Here is a 20,467-nt window from a genome sequence, read left to right as displayed (position 1 = left end):
TACGCTGAAATGTTGTTAAGCACGCGGACGGCATTCCGTCCGGCTTCCTGAATGAACCGGTTCGCTCAAGCGCTGCGGGCGGAAAACGGACGGCAGACGGACGGCAAACGGATGGCCGATCGTCAGATAGCGAACCAGCGCGATCAGCGTCGCTCGCACCGTTTGGCCCGCATCGGCCAGGCACCCCGCGACCGGCGCCGAGGTCGCGCCGATGGCGCCGACCAGGGCTTCCTGACAGGCTGGATTCGCGATGCGTCGGTCCCGCGACGCCGTGATGCGTCATGTGAACGACAACACGCGGCAGATCGACCTCAAAGGGCGCACGGTCATCCCCGGTCTCGACGACTCGCACCTGCACATCATTCGCGGCGGCCTGAACTTCAACATGGAGTTGCGCTGGGACGGCGTGCCGTCGCTGGCCGACGCCCTCGAGATGCTGCGCAAGCAGGTGGCCCGCACGCCGGCGCCGCAGTGGGTGCGCGTGGTGGGCGGCTGGAACGAATTCCAGTTCGTCGAGCGGCGCGGACCGACGCTCGACGAAATCAATGCCATCGCACCGGATACGCCGGTGTTCATCCTGCACCTCTACGACAGCGCGCTGCTGAATGCCGCGGCGCTGCGTGCGGTCGGGTATACGAAAGACACGCCGAATCCTCCCGGCGGCGAGATCCAGCGCGACAAGCGCGGCAACCCGACGGGCATGCTGATCGCGCGGCCGAACGCCGGCATCCTGTACGCGACGCTCGCCAAAGGACCGAAGCTCGCGCCGGAAGATCAGCGCAACTCCACGCTGCACTTCATGCGCGAACTGAACCGCTTCGGCGTGACCAGCGCGATCGACGCGGGCGGCGGCTACCAGGCTTATCCGGACGACTACGCGGTCATCATGGATCTCGCGAAGCGCAATGAACTGACCGTGCGTATCGCGTACAACCTGTTCACGCAGAACGCCAGGAAGGAAATCGAAGACTTCGCGAAGTGGGTGAAGGTGACGAGGCCCGGCGAAGGCGACGATTTCCTGCGTGTGAACGGCGCGGGCGAGATGCTGGTGTTCTCGGCCGCCGACTTCGAAGATTTTCTCGAGCCGCGCCCCGATCTGCCGGACACGCTTGAAGACGAACTCGAAGCCGTGGTCAGGCTGCTGGTGGCGAACCGCTGGCCGTTCCGTCTGCACGCCACGTACAACGAGTCGATCGAGCGCTTCCTGAATGTGTTCGAGCGCGTGAACGCCGATATTCCGTTCGACGGGCTGCGCTGGTTCTTCGACCACTGCGAGACCATCACGCAACATAACATCGAGCGGGTGCGCGCGCTCGGCGGCGGTATTGCGATTCAGCATCGGATGGCCTTTCAGGGCGAGTACTTCATTCAGCGCTACGGCGAAGAGGCCGTGCAGCACACGCCGCCGATCCGTCGCATGCTCGACTCCGGCGTGCCGGTCGGCGCGGGCACGGATGCCACGCGCGTCGCGAGTTTCAATCCGTTCGTGTCGCTGTACTGGATGGTGTCGGGCAAGACGGTGGGCGGCACCGCGATGTATTCGAGCGTGAACAGGCTGGACCGGATGGAAGCATTGCGCCGCTACACGGTGGGCAGCGCATGGTTCTCGAACGAGGACGACCGCAAGGGCGCGCTGATGCCCGGCCATTTCGCCGACTTCGCGGTGCTCAGCGAAGACTACTTCACCGTCGACGAAACCCGCATCAAGTTCTTGAACTCGGTGATGACGGTGGTGGGCGGCAAGATCGTCTATGCGGACGAGGAATTCGCGCCGCTCGCGCCGCCCGATCTGCCGGTCAGTCCGTCGAGGTCGCCGGTTGCCGAGTTCGGCGGCTACAGCCGTTACAAGCCGACCGCGGTGGCCTGCGTGGACGGCTGCGTGAATCTGTGCGGCGGGCACGCGCATGCGCACGGCTGGGCGTGGCGCAAGAACGTGCCGGTCAGCGATTCGAACGGCTTCTGGGGCGCGCTCGGTTGTAGCTGTTTCGCGTTCTGACGCCCACGCTTGCGTGCCGTCACGACAGATGGCTACGGAAAGGAAGATCGGTATGGGCGACATCATTTCATTGGGCGTCGGCTTCGCGGTCGGGCTGCTCTATTGGCTACTCAAGGTGAAGCGAAGGACGATCCTGCTGGTGTTCAGGCGGATCGTCGCCTCGTGACTACAACGGTCCGGTGAAGATCACGATTGCTTTCGTGAAAAAGTGATGCTATTTTTTCATGAAATTATCGATTCGATTTTTCATGGCCGTGTCCAATGTTCCATCAGTCCAGCGAGCACGTCGCGAGCTACTATGCGCGCACCTATCCCGGTCCGATTCCGCTGCGTCCGGCGCTGGAAGACCGTGTAGACACCGAGGTGTCGATCGTCGGCGCAGGCTTCAGCGGCCTGCACACGGCGCTGCGCCTCGCTCTGGCAGGCAAGCGCGTGACCTTGCTCGAGGCGAGCCGGGTGGCCTGGGCGGCGTCCGGGCGCAATGGCGGACAGGCGCTGCTCGGCTGGTCGTGCGACATGCCGCCGCTGGAGGCGGCGCTGGGGCGGGAGCGTGCCCGCCAGCTGTGGGACAGCATGCGCTGGGCCGCCGCGGAGATACGTGAACTGGCGGGGCGTCATGGCTTCGATGCGGACTACCGGGCCGGCAGTCTGTGGGCGGCAGTGCTGCCGCGCCGCGTCGCTCTGCTGCAGGAGGCTCAGCGCGAGGCCGTGGAGAAGTGGGGCTACGACCGGATGCGTTTCATCCCCCGCGCGGAGATGCCTGAGTGGATCGGAAGCGCGCGCTATCATGCGGCGCTTTACGATCCGGAGGCGGGCCATCTGAATCCGCTCAAACTGGCCCAAGGCCTGGCGGCGGCCATCGAGCATGCGGGCGGGTGCATCTTCGAGCAGAGCAAGGTGCTGGACTATCGCGAAACGTCCGCCGGTTATGTGGTGCGCACTGACAGGGGCGAGGCGCGCGCGGACGTGCTGGTGCTCGCTTGCAATGCGTATCTCGACCGTCTCGACCGCAAGCTTGCGAGACGCGTCTTGCCGGTCGGCACGTATCAGGTGGCCACTTCGCCGCTGGAGCCGGAACTGGCCCGCTCGCTTCTGCCGCGCAACCATTGTGTGATCGACAACCAGTTCGTCCCCGACTACTTCCGCCTGAGCCCGGACAACCGCCTGCTGTTCGGCGGCGGTTGCACGTACGCGGGCGGTATTCCAAAGGACATCGCGGCAGCCACGCGGCCCTACCTGGAACGGGCGTTCCCGCAACTGCGCGGGGTAGAGCTGGAGTTTGCCTGGGGCGGCCATATCGATATCAGCATGAAACGTACGCCGGATATCGGCCGCCACGGTGAGCGCTACTGGCTGCAGGGCTACTCGGGTCATGGCGTGCTGCCGACGCTCGCCGCCGCCCGGGCCGTGGCCGACGCCATCCTCGGCGACGACGAACTGCTGGGCCTGTATCAGTCCATCGACAACCCGCCGTTTCCTGGCGGTGCGTTGCTGGCGGCGCCGCTGGAAGTCATTGGGAAAACCTGGTATCGCCTGCGCGATAGAGTCTGAGAGAAAGGGTAGAAGAGGGACGGAAGATGAACAGGCAGGAAGAGATGGAAGGTCTCGCGATATTGATTCGCGATCTGCGCAAGCACAAGAAGGTGACCCTGGGCGCATTGGCGAAGAAGATCGGCCGCTCGGTGGGCTTTCTCTCGCAGGTCGAGCGCGGCTTGTCGCGTCCGACGGTGGGCGACCTGACCGCCATCGGCGAGGCGCTGGGCGCGCCCACCACCTATTTTTATAGCTTGAGCAAGCCGCGTGCCTTGCCTTGGGTGACCCGGCCCGGAGAACGGCGCACCGTTTATTACGCCGAAGGCGTGACCGACGTGTTGGTGTCGCCGAACATGGCAGCGGGCTTTTCGATGCTGGAAAGCCACCTGGCCCCCGGCGCCAGCAGCGGTGACCGGCCCCTGAACGACAGCGACGAGCAGGGCGGTTTCGTCCTCGAAGGCGAGTTGACCATTTGGCTGGACGGCGAGGAGCAGCCTGTGACGCTCGGGCCCAACGACGGTTTCCAGGTGCCGGCGCACGCCCAGTTCCGCTACGCCAATCTGTCTAATCAGCCGGCGCGGGTACTTTGGGTGTTCACCTAGAGGGTTCAGCCGGCTCCTCACACATCGGGCGAGGCTTTGCGCGTATGAAAATCCGGATTGCCAATTGATGGCGCCGTGAGTCTCGTGTCCTGTGCGGTCGTCGTCTGGCCTGGCCATCGCGACGATGAACCGAAGCTCGATCATCATTTACTCGTGAGAAGGACAACAAGGTGGCTTCCCCTACAGCAGATTTGCTCAGTGAAGTGCGCGCCTTCCGCGCGGCCTATCCCGAAGTACGCTATGTCGACCTGATCTGCCTGGATATCCCTGGGCACTTTTATGGCAAGCGCTATCCGATGGACATGCTCGAGAAGGTCGCTGCCGGCGGCCTTCTGAAGCTGCCGCAGAACTGCATACTGCTGGGTGCGCAGGGCGGCCTGTACCGGATCGGCGACTACTGCTTCAACGACGGCGATCCGGATGCGACACGCCGCCTCGTCGCCGGTACGCTCGCGCCGGTGCGATGGGAGAGCCAGCCCTTGGGGCAGATGCTGATCACCTCGGACGGCACCGCGAATCCCATCGAGTTCGAGCCGCGCGAGGTGCTGGCGCAGGTGCTGAGACGCTTCGAGCGCCGCGGCATCCGCCCGGTGGTGGCTTTCGAGCTGGAGTTCTACCTGTTCGACGCGCGGCTCGAGGACGGTCTGCCGCGCTTCCCGCGCGACCCGCTCAGCGACGACAGGGACGACCAGCCGAACATGCATATCGAGCGGCTGTCGAGGTTTTCCGGCGTGCTCCACGAGATGGTCGACGCCGCTCGCGAGCAGGGCGTGGAGGCGACCGTGATCACCGCCGAATTGGGACCCGGGCAGTTCGAGATCAACTTCGGTCACAACGACGACGGTTTGCGTGCCGCGGACTGGGCGGCCTTATTCTGCCGCAGCACGCGTGGCGTAGCGATGAAACACGGCTACCGCGCGAGCTTCATGAGCAAGCCTTATCTGCACGCGCCAGGTAGCGGTATGCATGTGCATGTGAGTCTCTACGACGAGGGCGGCAACAACCTGCTGGCGGCAGACGGCCAGCGGCCGTTGCGCCACGCGGTGGCCGGTTGCCTTGCTCTGCTGCCGCATTGCATGCCGGTTTTTGCGGCGAATCACAATGCGTTTCGCCGCTATGGCTGGAAGGCGAATGCTGCCAGCCGCGCCAGCTGGGGATTCGAAGACCGCGACGCGTGCATTCGCATTCCCGAATCGGATGAGCGCAATTTACGCATTGAACACCGCCTGGCGGGCGCCGATGCCAATCCTTATCTCGTGCTGGCAGCCATTCTCGTGGGCATGGAGCATGGGCTGGCTGCTGCCCGCGAGCCCATTGCGCCGCTCAACGAAGACCGCGCAAGCGGGGTCGATTTTCCCCAGGATATGCTTGCGGCTGTGGCCGCGATGCAGGGCGATCCGGTCGTGCGGGAAGGAATGGGGGAGGAGTTCGTGATGGTCTATTGCGAGAATAAGCGCCAGGATCATCTGGACTTTATGAATGACGTCAGCGCGCGGGAGTACCGCTGGTTTCTTTAAGGGCAGTCTGTTGACCCCGCGCGCTACGCGCGACCCAAACCACTATGAAGCCATTGAAATACCTGACCGGCTACCCGGCATCGCTACAGGAAAAAGTCCAGACGCTGATCGCCGGCCAGAAACTCGGCGCGTACCTGGCCGAGCGATATCCGAACGGGCACGACGTGCAGACCGATCGCGCGCTCTACGACTACTGCGCTGAGTTAAAGCGCGAACACCTGCGCAGTGCAGCCGCAATCGACAAAGTGATCTACGACAGCAAGCTCGACGTCGTGCGCCACGCACTGGGGCTTCACACCAGCATCTCCCGCGTGCAGGGCGGCAAACTCAAGGCAAAGAAAGAAATCCGCATCGCCTCGCTGTTCAAGGAGACGGCGCCGGAGTTCCTGAAAATGATCGTCGTGCACGAACTCGCCCACCTGAAAGAGAGCGACCACAACAAAGCGTTCTACCGCCTCTGCGAGTTCATGCAACCCGGCTACCACCAGTTCGAATTCGACCTGCGCCTTTACCTGACGCATCGCGATCTCACGAGGAACCAGACCTGACCCGTCAAGCGGCGACAGCCTCCGCGGCACAGGCACTCAACAAAACCGGAATCGACTTCGAAGTCGGCGTTCCCGCGCCATCGGCGACAGAAGACAGCGGCACCAGCGGATTCGTCTCCGGGTAATACGCGCCGAGGCAACCGCGCGGAATGTCGTACTCCACCAGCAAAAAACCTTCCACGCGACGCTCGATGCCGTCCGCCCACACGCTCGTGATATCCACCCGCTGACCGGCCACGAAACCGAGCATCGCGAGATCGTCCTTGTTGGCGAACAGCACGCGGCGCTGGCCATACACGCCGCGATAACGATCGTCGAGGCCGTAAATCGTCGTGTTGTACTGATCGTGCGAACGGGTCGTCATCAACGTCATCAGGCGCTCGCCGTGCTCTTCGCGCGCGCGGTGAATCGGCGTGTCGACGGCAATCGCATGCACCATGAACTGCGCCTTGCCGCTCGGCGTTTTCCAGATCCGCTCGCGCGCGGCCAAGCCCAGATGAAAGCCGCCCGGGTGCTCGAGCCGCTCGTTGTAATCGTGGAAGCCGTCGATCACCTGCGCGATGCCGTCGCGGATCAGCGAGTAGTCGGCGGCCTGCGCGAGCCAGTCCACCTTCGCGCTGCCCAGTGTGGCGTGCGCCATCCGCGCGACGATCGCGATCTCGGACAACAGATTCTCCGAGGCCGGCTTGTTCATGCCGTACGAGATGTGCACCATGCTCATCGAATCCTCGACACTCACGCCTTGCGCCACGCCATTCTGCAAGTCGATCTCGGTGCGGCCGAGCGTCGGCAGAATCAGCGCGTCGCGGCCATGCACGAGGTGGCTGCGGTTCAGCTTGGTGGTGATGTGCACAGTCAGCTCGCACGAGCGCATCGCCTCCCACGTGCGCGGCGTGTCCGGCGTCGCAATCGAGAAGTTGCCGCCGAGGCCGATGAACACCTTCACCCGGCCGTCGAGCATCGCCTGGATCGTGTTGACGACGTCGAGGCCGTGTTCGCGCGGCGGCTCGAAGTCATAAACTTCGCCGAGCCGGTCCAGAAACGCCTGGGTCGGCCTTTCCTCGATGCCGACCGTGCGATCGCCCTGCACATTGGAGTGCCCGCGCACCGGGCACAGACCCGCGCCACGGCGGCCGATATTGCCGCGCATCATCATCAGGTTCGACAGCAGCTGCACCGTCGGCAACGAATTCTTGTGCTGTGTGAGGCCCATGCCCCACGTCGAAATCACCGCGCGGCCTTTCACGTAGATGTCGGCGAGCTTCAGCACCTCGTCGAACGGCACGCCCGATTCGGCGACGATGGTGTCCCAGCTTTCGGCGCGCAGGTCATCGGCGAACGCCGCGAAGCCCACCGTGTGCTCGGCGATGAACGCGACGTCGAGCACGCGTTCAAGGCCGGACAGCTGCGCTTCGTCGTCGAGCTCGATCACCCGTTTGGCGACGCCCTTGATCAGCGCGAAGTCGCCACCGACCTTCGGCCGGATGAACACCGAACTGATTTTCGTGCTGCCGAGCGTCAGCATTTCGACCGGGTGCTGCGGGCTCGCGAAGCGCTCCAGCCCACGCTCCTTCAGCGGGTTGATCGACACAATGGTCGCGCCGCGCTTCGCGCACTCGCGCAACTCGCCGAGCATGCGCGGATGGTTGGTCGCCGGATTCTGGCCGAACAGCAGCAGGGTGTCGGCATGTTCGAAATCGTCGAGCGTAACCGTGCCCTTGCCGACGCCGACCGTATGCGGCAGGCCGCGGCTGGTCGCTTCGTGGCACATGTTCGAGCAGTCGGGGAAATTGTTGGTGCCGTACATGCGCACGAACAACTGGTACAGGAACGCGGCTTCGTTGCTGGCGCGGCCCGAGGTGTAGAAGGCGGCGCGATCGGGGTGGTCGAGGCGCTTCAGGTGAGCGGCGATCAGGTCGAAGGCTTCATTCCAGCCGATCGGCACGTAACGGTCGCGCACCGCGTCGTAGACGAGCGGGTCGGTCAGGCGGCCGTGCTGTTCGAGCTCGAAATCCGATTGCGTCATCAGTTCGGCGACGGTGTGTTCTTCGAAGAACGCCGGCGTCACACGCTTGCTGGTCGCCTCGGCGGCCACGGCCTTGACGCCGTTTTCGCAGAATTCGAAGGTGGACGCGTGTTCACGATCCGGCCATGCGCAACCGGGACAGTCGAAACCGTCCGGCTGATTCTGTTTAAGCAGCGTGCGGTAGTTGCCGCCTGTGACCTTTTCCTTGATGAGATTGATGGCGACGTACTTGAGCGCGCCCCAGCCGGCTGCCGGGTGCGTGTACGGTGCGATGCGAGCTTCGGGTTTCTTCATGATCCTGCCGCCGCAGCGGCTTTGACGAGGCTGATAGGCCGATGGATGCAAGCCTACTGTGTTCCAAAAGCAGCGCAGCATACAGATAATCGGAAAGCAGAGGAATACAGTTGGTGGATATTTGTCATAGACTGGCGCTCCCGCCCATCCGTTTGTTCGAGCCAGGTCCGTGAAACTGTACGAAAAACTCGCCGACGAAATGACCGAAGCCGTGCGCCGCGGCGTCTTCGCGGCCGGTGAGCGGATCCCGTCGGTGCGCCAGGCGAGCCAGCAGCACGGCGTCAGTATCAAGACCGTGCTGCACGCGTATGCGTTGCTGGAAAGCCGCGGGATGGTCGAATCGCGGCCGCAGTCGGGCTATTTCGTGCGGGACGCCGTGACCACCGTTGCGGCTGCGGGGCCCGACACGCCGCGGCAAGGCCGCCGGGCCGCCGCGCCGACGCCGCCGGTGGCCGCTGCCGTCGACGTGAGCCGGCTGGTGTTGTCGACGCTGCGCAGCATCCGCGCGCACGACGCCGTGCCGTTCGGCTCGCCGTATCCCGATCCGTCGCTGTTCCCGTGGCGGCGCATCAACCAGTACGCCAATGCGATCGCGCGGCGTCAGGCGAGCTGGAATCTGATCGACGACCTGCCGCCCGGCAACCCCGAACTGATCCGCCAGATTGCGCGCCGCTACGCGGAAAACGGCGTGCCGGTCGATCCCGACGAAATCGTCATTACGGTCGGTGCGACCGAGGCGATCAACCTCAGCTTGCAGGCGGTGGCCAAACCGGGCGACACGGTCGCTGTCGAATCGCCGACCTATTACGCGATGCTGCACGCCATCGAGCGTCTCGGCATGCGCGCGATCGAAGTGGCGACGCATCCGGTCGACGGCATCGACATCGAGGCGCTCGCCGAGGTGATCGCGCGGCAGAAGATCGCCGCCTGCATGGTGATGCCGAACTTCCAGAATCCTCTGGGTTTCCGCATGCCGGACGCGCGCAAGCAGCAACTGGTCGAACTGCTCGCCGCGCACGAGATTCCGGTGATCGAGAACGATGTCTATCAGGAACTGTACTTCGGCGAGAGCCGGCCTTCGACCTTGAAGAACTACGACAGCAAAGGGCTGGTGCTGCATTGCGCGTCGTTTTCGAAAAGCCTGACCGCCTCGTACCGGATCGGCTGGGCGATGCCCGGGCGCCATCGCGCGCAGGTCGAGAAACTGAAGTTTCTCAACACGCTGACCACGCCTTCGGTGCCGCAAGTCGCCGTCGCGGATTATCTCCGGCTAGACGGCTACGACCGGCATCTGCGGCACGTGCGCAAGGTCTACCGGCAGCAGGCGAGCATCATGACGGCGATGGTGCAGCGGTTTTTTCCGTCGGCACACGGACCTCGACGCCGCAAGGCGGTTACGTGCTGTGGGTGGAGTTGCCGGAACGCGTCGATTCGATGCGGCTCTATCAGGCGGCACTCGCGCGCGGCATCACGATCGGGCCGGGCATGATGTTTTCGATGCGCAGCGACTTTCGCCACTTCATCCGGCTCAATTACAGCTATCCGTGGACGGCGCAGACTGAAACGGCGCTGAAGATCCTCGGCGAGCTCGTGGCGCGGATGGCTTGAGAAAACAAGGAGACGCACTTGATGCAAGACGACGAAATCGACCCGGTGCTGGTCGCCGTGCTGGCGCAGTTGTGGCGCGCGCATCAGGAGACGCCTGGCGGCGCGTGGTCGCTCGCCAAACTGTCGAAGCAGGCGGCCGTGCCGATGAGCGGCTTGCGGCGGCAGTTGACGGCGCTGGTCGACGGCGGCCTCGTCGACACCACCTTCAACGAGCAAGGGTCGGGCACCGCACGTCTGAGCGAAACCGGCCTCGGCTTATGCGCGGCGTTGTTCGGTGGCGCCGGGCCGCCTGACGATCCCGACGATGGGCAGTCCGCCCCGGCGCCGCGGACCCACTGAGGCGCAGCCGGGCTGATCGCGCCGGCGGCCCGACCGGGGCTCACGACGTTGACGCGTACCAAGATACAGCCCGCGTTATGGGCGGAATAACGGGAAATAATTTTTCCGCTGAATTTGACCTTCGAATATGGCCCCTTATGCTGACGTCTTGCCCGGGTTTGTCCCGAGCGCTGTGGCAGGCACCTTCCAAACCATCGTCGGAGAATTCATGAAAGCAAAGCTGGCGCGCGCGCTCCATCACTCACTGCGTATCAGAACCGTGCGGACCGTCCTCGCCGCCACACTCGGGGCGACCGTGGCATTCGGCGCCGCGGCGGCCACGACCCAGCCGCTGGGCATCGCCTTCGTCTACCTGGGCAATCCGGGCGACGCCGGCTGGACCTATGCGCACGAACAGGGTGTGAAAGCCGTCGAGGCGCAATTCGGCGACAAGATCAAAGTGACGCGTGTCGAGAACGTGCCCGAGTCGGCGGATTCGGAGCGCGTGTTTCGCGATCTGGCGTCCAAGGGCAACAAGATCGTCGTGGGTTCGAGCTTCGGCTTCCAGGATTTCGAATTGAAAGTGGCGAAGGATTTCCCGGACGCCGTGTTCGAGCATGCAACCGGCTACAAGAAGTCGCCCAATTTCGCCACTTATGACGTGCGGACCTATCAGAGCGCTTATCTGGCCGGTCTGGTCGCGGGCTATACGACCAGGTCCAATACGCTGGGCTTCGTCGGCTCGGTGCCGGTGCCCGAGGTCGTGCGCAATATCAACGCATTCACGATGGGTGCGCGCTCGGTCAACCCGAATGCGCGCGTGAAGGTGGTGTGGATCAATAGCTGGTTCGATCCGGGCCGCGAGAAGCAGGCCGCCGAGACGCTGATCGGCGAGGGCGCCGACGTGCTGATCCAGAACACCGATTCGACCGCGACGATGCAGACCGCCGAGCAGAAGAAGGTCCACGCATTCGGTTGGGATTCCGACATGAAGAAGTTTGGCCCGAACGCGCAACTGGGCGCCTGCGTGAGCAACTGGGGCGTCTATTACACGCATCTGGTGCAGCAGGTGATGTCGGGCACGTGGAACAACGCGCCGGTGTGGTGGGGTTTGAAGGAGAAGGCGATCGATCTCGCCGACATCAACACGGACGCGGTTTCGCCGACTGCGCAAAAGGCGTTGAATCAGAAGCGTGAGGACATCATTTCCGGCAAGTTCAATCCGTTTGCCGGGCCGATCGCGGATCAGTCCGGTACGGTGAAGGTGGCGGCGGGCAAGTCGCTGAGCGATGCGGATCTGTTGCGTCTGAACTGGTTCGTGCAGGGCGTGGACGGGTCGCTGCCGAAGTAACGGATTGCCGGGTTTGCACAACGATGACTAAAGGAGACCGCCCGTGAGTCTGACTGTCTCGACTGACGCCGCCGGCCTGGCGGCGGCGTATCCGCCGCAGGGTTTGGCGCCCACGCCCGAACAGATCGTGCGGCATTTGCGGCATTCGAGCCGGGTGGCCGAGCGGGCGACGCTGCTGGGGCATCATCCGTTTGGCGCGGTGCTGGTTGGGCCGGATCAGGAAACCGTGTTGATGGAGCAGGGCAATGTCGACACGGTCAATCACGCCGAATCGGTGTTGGCCCGCGTCGCAGCTTTGAATTTCACGCCTGAGTATTTGTGGAGCTGCACGTTATACACGTCTGTCGAGCCTTGTTGCATGTGTGCCGGGACGATGTATTGGGCCAATATCGGCCGGGTCGTGTTCGGGATGACGGAGAAGCGATTGCTGGAGGCGACCGGGGATCATTCGGAGAATCCGACGATGAGTGTGGATTGCCGGTATGTGTTCGAGCACTGCCAGAAGGCAGTGGAGGTGGTTGGGCCGGTGGCCGAGGTCGAGGCTGAAATTATGGAGGTGCAGAGGCGGTTTTGGAGTAGCCGGTAATCTGCGCGTAGAAAAAAGCGCCGCGATCTTATTGCGGCGGAACAGCATCTCCCGTCCCTACCATGGCGAGTCCGCAGAACCAGTCGCCGCCATGCGGCTCATACCGCCAGTGGGCGTTCTGCTTGAGCACGGTGGAGCACTGATCGTGCAGCACGATACCTGGATTCGCAGCCGTGCATTGACGCGCCATGGTCTCGGCTTGCGGTAGCGGAGGCGGTTCGGCGGGAGCAGCCGGCGTGCCGCTGCGCATGCTTTCAATCAAGCGCTCCAGTTCATCGATCCGCGTGGCGTACCACGCATTCAGACACGCCGCATCGCGGCAATTCGCTTCGCGCCAGGCCCACTTGCTGTCGCTGTCGTCAAGAAAGGCTCGCCGGTTCGCGACTCGCCGGCGCGCTTTCCAATACAGTTGACCGAGCGCGTCGTCGAGTTTCGAGAGCGCGGGGTCCGCGCAGATCATCTTTTCGGTAAGCGAGTGTCCCCTGTGGCAGTCGAAGCTCGTAGCCTGAGCGGGCAAGTACGTCGACATCAGAGCGGCGACGAGAATGGGGCGGATGATTTTCATTGCGGTCCCGGCGGTGCAAGGGTTTTCATGCAATGAATGATCGGTGCAGTCGTCGCTGCACAGACGCCGGAAAACAGCGTGACTTCAGGTGGGTGATTACCAAATCTTGCTTCGCGCGGAATCTGCCATGAGCTCATGCGGCGCATGTCGCGGCCCGACTCCCCGATCCGACCCCGTGAGGCCTGCTGCCACGCACCGTGATTAAAGTGCATTTGCTTGGCGTAAACCCCCGTGTGCCGCGTACACTAATCTGCCGATGTCGGGTTGGGGGGCGCACATATGACTTGCGAAGCGACATCAGATAGCACGATGCGAGCAACGCCTGAGGGTACCCGCTATCGGCCGAACCTGGCCGAGGAGGTGCTGGCGTCGGAGCGCTCCGTACTGCGGCTGATTACCCGCAACACGCCGCTGCCGGAATTGCTCGATGAGGTATGCCGTCGTGCGGAAGCGCTGCTTGGCGACGGGGCGACCTGCACGATCCTGTTGCTGGATGCGGACGGCGTGCACACGAGAATGGGCGGCGCGCCGTCGCTGCCGGCGCATTTCAGCGCCGCCATCGACGGCGCTGCGATCGGTCCGCTAGCCGGTTCGTGCGGTACGGCGATGTACGAGCGGCGCATGGTCGCCGTCGAGGATATCGAAACCGATCCACTGTGGGCCGACTTCAAGCAGCTCGCGTTGCCGCTCGGCTTGCGCGCGTGCTGGTCGGTGCCGTTCGAGAACGATGCCGGCGTGGTGCTCGGTGCGTTCGCCGTTTATTACCGCGCGCCGCGCCGTCCCAGCGCCGAAGAGGAAGCGATACTGCGCGACATCAGCCGCAGCGTCGGTCTGGCCGTCCATCAGGACACCATCGCGCAGCGCCTTGCACGCAGCGAGGAGCATCACCGGCTGGTCGTCGACCATCTGAACGAAGGCATCATCGTGCAATCGCGCGCGGGTGTCGTGCTGGCTTGCAATCCGAGCGCGCAACGCATTCTGCACGCGGGCGCCGAACTCGTCGGCCAGGACATTCTGACCGTGATGGTGCGCGCGTATCACGAGGACGGCTCGCTGCTCACCGAGGCGGACCGCCCGACCACGCGGGTGCTGGCGACCGGCAAGCCGTTGCTGGGTATCACGGTCGGCGTGGAACTGGGCAGCGGCGAGATCGTCTGGATCACTGGGAACGTCGTGCCGATCATCAAGCCGGGCGATAGCGAACCCAGTTCGGTGCTGATCTCTTTTACCGATATCGGACCGGTGCGCGAGGCGCAGCAGCAGCTCAAATTTCTCGCGACCCGCGATTCGCTCACGGGCCTCTACAACCGCGCCTATCTGACCGAGCGGATGCGCGATCTGTTCGCGCCGGGCGGCGCGGTCGGCAGTGCGGAACTGGCGCGCGTAGCCGTGCTGTTCGTCGATCTGGACGGCTTCAAGAAGGTCAACGACACCGCCGGCCACGAGGCCGGCGATGCGCTGCTGTGCAGTGTGGCGGAGCGGCTGTCGGCCTGTGTCGAGCGTGACGATACGCTCGCGCGCGTAGGCGGCGACGAGTTCGTGATCGTGGTCAGTGCGTACGACGACGCATCTCATCTGATTGCGCTCGCGCGCCGCATTCTCGACACGATCGCGGTGCCGTTCGCGGTGGCGGACTATGAGTACTATCTGGGCGCGTCGATCGGCATCAGCCTCTTCCCCGAAGACGGCCAGGACGTGCCGACGCTGATGCGCAACGCCGACTCGGCGATGTATTGCGCCAAGCAGCGCGGCCGCAACAACTTCCAGTTCTTCACGGCGGAACTGAATCAGCATCTGCAACGCCGCTTCACGATCGAACAATCGCTGCGCCGCGCGCTCGCCGCCGACGAGCTGAGCCTCGTCTACCAGCCCATCGTCGATAGCCACTGCGGCCGGACCATCGGGGCGGAAGCGTTGCTGCGCTGGTACAACAGCGAACTCGGCAACGTCTCGCCGGTCGAGTTCATTCCGGTGGCGGAAGACGCCGGCCTGATCGTCGAGATCGGCGCATGGGTGCTGGCACGGGCTTGCGAGCAGGTGGCGCAGTGGCGCCGCACGCTGGCGCCGGACCTGATTGTCGCGGTGAACCTGTCGCCGCGCCAGTTCAACGACGGGCTGGTGGAGCGGATCGAGTGCTGTCTCGTACAGTCCGGGCTCGAACCGGCCGCGCTGGAGCTGGAGATCACCGAACGCTTGCTGATGAGCGATACCGACAACGTGCTGCCGATGCTGACCGCGCTGAGCGACATGGGCGTACGCATTTCCGTCGACGATTTCGGCACGGGTTATTCGTCGCTGTCCTACCTGAAGCGCTTTCCGCTGCACAACCTGAAAATCGACCGCTCGTTCGTGGCCGGCTTGCCGGATCACCGCGATTCGATTGCGATCACGCAGGCGGTCGTGGCGATGGCGCATTCGCTTAGGATGAATGTGACCGCCGAAGGTGTGGAGACCGCGGAGCAGGCGGCGTTTCTGCGGTCGATCCGCTGCGATAAGCAGCAGGGGTACCTGTATAGCCGGCCGGTTGGTGCGAGTTCGTATGCTCGTGTGTTGAGCGAGGCTCGGGCGAAGGTGGCAGAAGGCACCCACAAGGACGCACAAGGACGCAACCCGATTGTTCGTGCTGGCAAACAAGTGACTTCGCGCTAGCGATATTTATCCCTGGCGGCCGCCTCCGTAAAATTCTCCCATCGAAACGTGTTTTTCAGCGCGGCGCGGAAGCAGCGCGGTGCGACGGGAGCGGCCATGCCAGCCTTGATCAGAAACCAGCTTTATCGACCGTCGGTGGTCCTGCCGATGGTCGCCCTCATGCAAGTGATGGTGTCACAGGACTTCAACCTCGGCCAGGTCGGGTGGGTGGTCGCCGCGCGCGGCGCGCAAGCCGCGCTGCAACGCTCACGCGAGCTGATCTGCGCCGTGCACTGCCACGCCTGAGCGCGCTCGGGGCCAAATCAAGGCCAAATCAGGAGCAATCCGGAGAAATCCGGAACAAGCGGACAGCACCGCACCCTCGACGGGGCAACCACAGATTGCAAGCCGGCACGCTGATGTAACGGCGCGCATCCAGACGAGATCCGACAAAGGCAACACGAAGCGTAGGGGTAAGATGACGAGCTGCACCCACGCCTCGGGAGATTTGCCATGCCACAGCACTTCGACGCAGTTGTGATCGGCACCGGACAAGGCGGCTCGCCGCTCGCGGTCCGCCTCGGTGAAAGCGGACGCAAAACCGCTGTCATCGAACGTGCTGCGTTTGGCGGCACCTGTGTGAATGTCGGCTGCACGCCCACCAAGTCGTATGTGGCAAGCGCCCGCGCGGCGCATGTGGCGCGCCACGCGGCGGAACTGGGCGTGCAGGTGAGCGGGGCGGTCAGCGTCGATCTGGCGGCGGTGAAGGCGCGCAAGGACCGGATCATCGGCCAATCGCGCGACGGCGTCGAGAAATGGCTGCGCGGCACGGATAACGTCAGCGTCTTCAACGGCCACGCGCGCTTTACCGGCGCACATACGCTCTCCATCGGCGCGCCGGACGGATCGGTGCTCGCCGAGCTCAGCGCCGACGAAATCTTCATCAATACCGGCACGCGCGCCGTCGTGCCGCCGCTCGAAGGTATCGAGCGGATTCGCTATTACACGAATTCGTCGCTGCTCGAACTCACCGAATTGCCGACGCATCTGGCGATTGTCGGCGGCAGCTATATCGCGCTCGAATTCGCACAGGTTTTTCGCCGCTTCGGCAGCCGCGTGACGGTGCTGGTGCGCGGCGATCGCGTGCTGGCCCGTGAAGACGCCGATTTCGCGCGCTCCGTCGAGAAAGTGCTGACGCGCGAAGGCGTCGAGTTCCGCTTCGGCGTGCAGCCATCGCGGGTCGAGCCGCATCCGCATCATCAGGGCGAAGTGTGCATCGGCTTCGAGCAGAATATTCCCGCGCTCGAAGCGTCGCACCTGCTGTTCGCCACCGGCCGCGTGCCGAATACCGACTCGCTAGGGCTGGAAGCGGCCGGCCTCGCCGCCGACAAACACGGCGTGATTCCCGTCGACAGCCAGTTGCGCACCGCTGCGCCGGGCATCTGGGCGATCGGCGACGTCAACGGCCGCGGCGCCTTTACCCACACTTCATACGACGACTTCCAGATCGTCGCGGCCAATCTGCTCGACGGCGCCACGCGCAGCGTCGATACGCGGATCATGGCGTATGCGGTGTTCGTCGATCCGCCGCTTGCGCGCGTCGGGCTCTCGGAAGACGGCGCGCGCAAATCCGGCCGCGAAGCGCTGATCTCCACCATGCCGATGTCGCGCGTGGGCCGGGCCCGTGAACGCGGCGAGACCGATGGTTTCATGAAGGTGCTGGTCGACGCGGGGAGCAAGCAGATTCTCGGCGCGGCGATCCACGGCATCGAAGGCGACGAAGCGATCCATACCTTCATCGACATCATGGCAGCGGGCGCGCCGTATCCGACCCTGGAGTACGCGATGCATATCCATCCGACCATCAGTGAGCTGGTGCCGACCTTGCTCGATGGATTGAAACCGATGAAGTGAGCCCAGCAATGAAGCGCGCAATCAGCAGCGGCAATCTGTTCGACATCGGTAAGCGGACAAGTCCCGACGAGCGGATCGATACGCTGGCGGAGCAGGCCGGCGTCACCATCGAGCGGATTGTCTCGACGGGCCAGGCGAGCGCGCCCGGCTTCTGGTACGACAGTCCGCGCGCGGAATGGGTCGTGTTGCTGAGCGGCGCCGCGGCGCTCGAATTCGAAGGCGACCCGCAGTGGCATCCGATGAAGCCCGGCGATCACGTGCTGATCGAAGCGCATTGCCGTCACCGCGTGGCATGGACGAGCGAGACGGAGCCGAGCGTGTGGCTCGCGGTGTATTACCCGGGCGACGGTTCACGTTGAACGCCACGGTATCGGCCGACATCGACAAAGCGCCGCGCCATCGCTGATAATCGGCTGCGGCGCGGGCCGTCGGTGGCATGACGGAGAGCGGGATGACGGCGAGTTGCGCGCCTAACCGCATACATCATCAGGAACCCGAGCGATGGGCAAAGGACGCGTCGAAGCCTTCAGCGATGGCGTGATCGCCATCATCATCACGATCATGGTGCTCGAATTGAAGGTGCCGGACGGCTTCGATCTCGCCGCGCTGCGGCCGTTGATTCCGGTGTTGCTCGCCTACGTGCTGAGTTTTATCTACGTCGGCCTCTACTGGAACAATCATCACCACCTGTTCCATACCGTGCAGAAGGTCAACGGTGCGGTGTTGTGGGCCAACCTCCATCTGCTGTTCTGGTTGTCGCTCCTGCCGGCCGTCACGCATTGGGCCGGCGAAAATCATCTCGCCTCGTGGCCGACCGCGATGTACGGCGTCGTGCTGTTCATGGCGGCGATCGCGTATTTCATTCTGACCCAGGTGCTGATCCGTCAGCACGGCAAGGACTCGACGCTCGCCAAAGCGGTCGGCAACGATTTCAAGGGCAAGGTCTCGGTCGTGATCTACCTCGCGGCCATCGCATTGGCGTTCGTCGCGCCGTGGGTTTCGGCGGCGCTCTATACGCTGGCTGCGGCGTGGTGGATCGTGCCGGACCGGCGCATCGAACACCTGTTCGAGGCCTGAGGATGCTGCTTGCGCTCAAGCTGGCGCTGGTGCCGGCGTTTCTGGCTGCGCTGACGGTGGCGGCGCGCGTATGGGGACCGTCGGTGGCGGGATGGCTCGCGGGGCTGCCGGTGGTCGCCGGGCCGATCATGTTGCTGCTCGCGCTGGAGCGCGGCCCCGCGTTCGCGGCGCAGGCGTCGGCGGCGTCGATCGCGGCGCTTGCCGCATCGGAGGCGTTCAATTTTGCTTATGCGTGGAGTTGCCGGCGCTATGCGTGGCCGCTTGCTCTGTGCGCGGGAATGGCGGGGTGGGGCGGCATCGCGCTGCTGCTCACACATCTGCCCGCTGGACTCGTCTGGGCGGTGGCGGCGGCCTGTGTGGCCGTCGCCATTTCGCAAAGCGGCTTGCCGCGTATTACGGGACACGTGCCGGCTACGCGGCTCGGCCTCGGCGACCTCGCCTGGCGCATGCTTGCCGGCGCGCTGCTGAGCGTCGCGGTGACGACGCTGTCCGCGTCGATGGGCGCGACCTGGAGCGGGTTGTTGTCGGTGTTTCCTCTGCTCGGCATCGTGCTCGCCGTATCGGCGCAACGCGCGCACGGTGCGGATTTCGTCGCGTTGCTGATGCGCGGCATGGTGATCGGCCGCGGCGCGTTTGCCGCATTCTTCGCCGTGACCGCGACGATGCTGCCGCACTACAGCGTGCTGTTCAGCTTCGCGTGTGCATCGGCGGCGTCGGGGGCCGTGCAGGGCGCGACCAGACGCATGCTCGGTGCGAAGCGGCCGGCGCGGACGCCGCAGCGCGAACTGGCCGAACAGCCGCAAGCGGATTGAGCGCGTTCAGCCGAATCAGCCAATACTGCCACCATGACTTCGCACGCGAGAACCACCCGCATCGGTTTGATCTCCGACACGCATAACCTCGTGCGTCCGGAGGCACTGCAATTCCTCGCGGGTTGCGATGCGATCATTCATGCGGGCGATATCTGCAATCAGACGGTGCTCGATGCGCTTGCGCAGATCGCGCCGGTCACGGCCGTGCGCGGCAATAACGACACCGGTGAATGGGCCGCTGCGTTGCCGGTCCACGCAACGCTGACCGTTCAACAGGTGACGATCCTCGTCGTGCACGACATCGCGGACCTCGGTGCGCTCAGTGGCGATTTGCGCGGCGAAGGCATCGGTGTAGTGATCGCTGGTCACTCGCACAAACCGTCAATTGCCGAATGCAACGGCGTGCTGTATGTCAATCCGGGCAGCGCCGGACCGCGGCGTTTCAAGTTGCCGGTTTCGGCGGGCATGCTGATCGTCGAAGGCGCACACGCAACGGCGACGCTTCAGCCGCTGCTGATATAAAAAGGGGATCCGTATTCCGCGGTTGATTTCTCGTTGCGCGGCGTGGTGAAAGCGGCGGGATGGAAGTCGCTAACGAGGTGTCGCAGAACGGCCACATCCGGTCATTCTGAGGGGAGCGGCGTATGTCAGCTTAGAGGTTCTTTAGAGCCGTTCGGAACGAACCTAGGCCGACGGGTTGTTTCGTGTCACTGTGGTTCGAGGCAACGAACTGTCGAGCGGCGCCGCGCACGCATAACCCTGAAATTACGACCGAGCATTCCTTGCGGATTTCCAACCTCTTGCACAGGTTGCCCGCTTGACCGGGCCCGCGCTTCATTAAGCTGTTCCTGGAGCGCGCAACATGCTGCATCGATTCCCTTCCTGCGGGATAGCTTGTTGAGCGTCCTGCCACCGTCCTTCATTGGCGGTCCCAGTAACCCCCAAGTCTGCTGACCTCGATTTTCCTCAGGCAGCCGATTTCTCTTGTCTGCAGCCGCCACATGACCAGGGCAAACCCCAGGCTGAGTACGACAAAAATCGCTTTGCATTCTTTCGATTCGAAACTAAACTCTTTCGAAACAAAAGCGTTTT

General features: G+C 63.9%; 16 protein-coding genes and 2 pseudogenes. 16 read left to right on the top strand and 2 right to left on the bottom strand.

Annotation, left to right across the window (positions count from 1 at the left end; translation table 11 throughout):
- Positions 1-271 precede the first annotated feature (271 nt).
- The 5 genes and pseudogenes from DLM46_RS25295 to DLM46_RS25270 form a co-directional block, all read left to right on the top strand.
- A pseudogene (locus DLM46_RS25295) lies at positions 272-1,996 on the top strand (amidohydrolase); the annotation flags it as partial.
- Between the two features lie 261 nt (positions 1,997-2,257).
- The gene (locus DLM46_RS25285; protein WP_115105124.1) at positions 2,258-3,547 is read left to right on the top strand and encodes an NAD(P)/FAD-dependent oxidoreductase; all 1,290 of its coding nucleotides are present in this window, start codon (positions 2,258-2,260) and stop codon (positions 3,545-3,547) included.
- A 26-nt stretch (positions 3,548-3,573) separates the two neighbouring features.
- On the top strand, positions 3,574-4,131 hold the full coding sequence (locus tag DLM46_RS25280; protein WP_115105123.1) for a helix-turn-helix domain-containing protein: 558 nt from the start codon (positions 3,574-3,576) through the stop codon (positions 4,129-4,131).
- Positions 4,132-4,322: 191 nt separating this feature from the next.
- Positions 4,323-5,648, top strand: a complete 1,326-nt coding sequence (locus DLM46_RS25275; protein ID WP_425274014.1) for a glutamine synthetase family protein — start codon at positions 4,323-4,325, stop codon at positions 5,646-5,648.
- A 44-nt stretch (positions 5,649-5,692) separates the two neighbouring features.
- A complete protein-coding gene (locus DLM46_RS25270; RefSeq protein ID WP_115105119.1) occupies positions 5,693-6,196 on the top strand; it encodes a M48 metallopeptidase family protein in 504 nt (167 codons plus the stop codon).
- A gap of 4 nt (positions 6,197-6,200) precedes the next feature.
- On the opposite strand, the gene DLM46_RS25265 is transcribed toward DLM46_RS25270, so the two are convergent.
- Positions 6,201-8,516, bottom strand: a complete 2,316-nt coding sequence (locus DLM46_RS25265; protein WP_115105238.1) for an FdhF/YdeP family oxidoreductase — start codon at positions 8,514-8,516, stop codon at positions 6,201-6,203.
- A 169-nt stretch (positions 8,517-8,685) separates the two neighbouring features.
- On the opposite strand from DLM46_RS25265, the pseudogene DLM46_RS25260 reads away from it, so the two are divergent.
- The 4 genes and pseudogenes from DLM46_RS25260 (at position 8,686) to DLM46_RS25245 (ending at position 12,379) form a co-directional block, all read left to right on the top strand.
- Positions 8,686-10,124: pseudogene (locus tag DLM46_RS25260) on the top strand (aminotransferase-like domain-containing protein).
- A 21-nt stretch (positions 10,125-10,145) separates the two neighbouring features.
- Positions 10,146-10,463 (top strand): helix-turn-helix domain-containing protein, encoded by a 318-nt coding sequence (locus DLM46_RS25255; protein ID WP_115105117.1) that lies wholly within the window; start codon positions 10,146-10,148, stop codon positions 10,461-10,463.
- A gap of 208 nt (positions 10,464-10,671) precedes the next feature.
- On the top strand, positions 10,672-11,793 hold the full coding sequence (locus DLM46_RS25250; RefSeq protein ID WP_115105235.1) for a BMP family ABC transporter substrate-binding protein: 1,122 nt from the start codon (positions 10,672-10,674) through the stop codon (positions 11,791-11,793).
- Between the two features lie 43 nt (positions 11,794-11,836).
- A complete protein-coding gene (locus DLM46_RS25245) occupies positions 11,837-12,379 on the top strand; it encodes a nucleoside deaminase (RefSeq protein WP_208866324.1) in 543 nt (180 codons plus the stop codon).
- 28 nt (positions 12,380-12,407) lie between these two features.
- Here the strand turns inward: DLM46_RS25245 and DLM46_RS25240 are convergent, their stop codons facing one another.
- Complete coding sequence (locus tag DLM46_RS25240; protein WP_115105115.1) at positions 12,408-12,944, bottom strand: lysozyme inhibitor LprI family protein; 537 nt, start codon at positions 12,942-12,944, stop codon at positions 12,408-12,410.
- Positions 12,945-13,223: 279 nt separating this feature from the next.
- Here DLM46_RS25240 and DLM46_RS25235 point away from each other — a divergent pair, with 279 nt between their 5' ends.
- From DLM46_RS25235 to DLM46_RS25205, 7 genes are all read left to right on the top strand, one after another.
- On the top strand, positions 13,224-15,593 hold the full coding sequence (locus DLM46_RS25235) for a putative bifunctional diguanylate cyclase/phosphodiesterase (protein WP_115105113.1): 2,370 nt from the start codon (positions 13,224-13,226) through the stop codon (positions 15,591-15,593).
- 96 nt (positions 15,594-15,689) lie between these two features.
- Positions 15,690-15,878, top strand: a complete 189-nt coding sequence (locus tag DLM46_RS25230; protein ID WP_115105230.1) for a hypothetical protein — start codon at positions 15,690-15,692, stop codon at positions 15,876-15,878.
- Positions 15,879-16,085: 207 nt separating this feature from the next.
- Positions 16,086-17,486 (top strand): FAD-containing oxidoreductase, encoded by a 1,401-nt coding sequence (locus DLM46_RS25225; RefSeq protein ID WP_115105111.1) that lies wholly within the window; start codon positions 16,086-16,088, stop codon positions 17,484-17,486.
- An 8-nt stretch (positions 17,487-17,494) separates the two neighbouring features.
- Positions 17,495-17,845: a cupin domain-containing protein gene (locus tag DLM46_RS25220; RefSeq protein WP_208866323.1), complete on the top strand. Its 351-nt coding sequence runs from the start codon at positions 17,495-17,497 to the stop codon at positions 17,843-17,845.
- Positions 17,846-17,987: 142 nt separating this feature from the next.
- Entirely contained in the window at positions 17,988-18,563 is a 576-nt protein-coding gene (locus DLM46_RS25215) for a TMEM175 family protein (RefSeq protein WP_115105107.1), read from the top strand.
- A gap of 2 nt (positions 18,564-18,565) precedes the next feature.
- Complete coding sequence (locus DLM46_RS25210) at positions 18,566-19,375, top strand: hypothetical protein (RefSeq protein WP_115105105.1); 810 nt, start codon at positions 18,566-18,568, stop codon at positions 19,373-19,375.
- 33 nt (positions 19,376-19,408) lie between these two features.
- The gene (locus tag DLM46_RS25205) at positions 19,409-19,897 is read left to right on the top strand and encodes a metallophosphoesterase family protein (protein WP_115105103.1); all 489 of its coding nucleotides are present in this window, start codon (positions 19,409-19,411) and stop codon (positions 19,895-19,897) included.
- Positions 19,898-20,467 lie beyond the last annotated feature (570 nt).

It is taken from the genome of Paraburkholderia lacunae (genome assembly GCF_003353175.1).
In the GTDB taxonomy this organism is placed as follows: Bacteria; Pseudomonadota; Gammaproteobacteria; order Burkholderiales; family Burkholderiaceae; genus Paraburkholderia; species Paraburkholderia lacunae.
The sequence above is the reverse complement of the archived record's forward strand: the minus strand, read 5'-3'. Positions and strand labels throughout refer to the sequence as shown.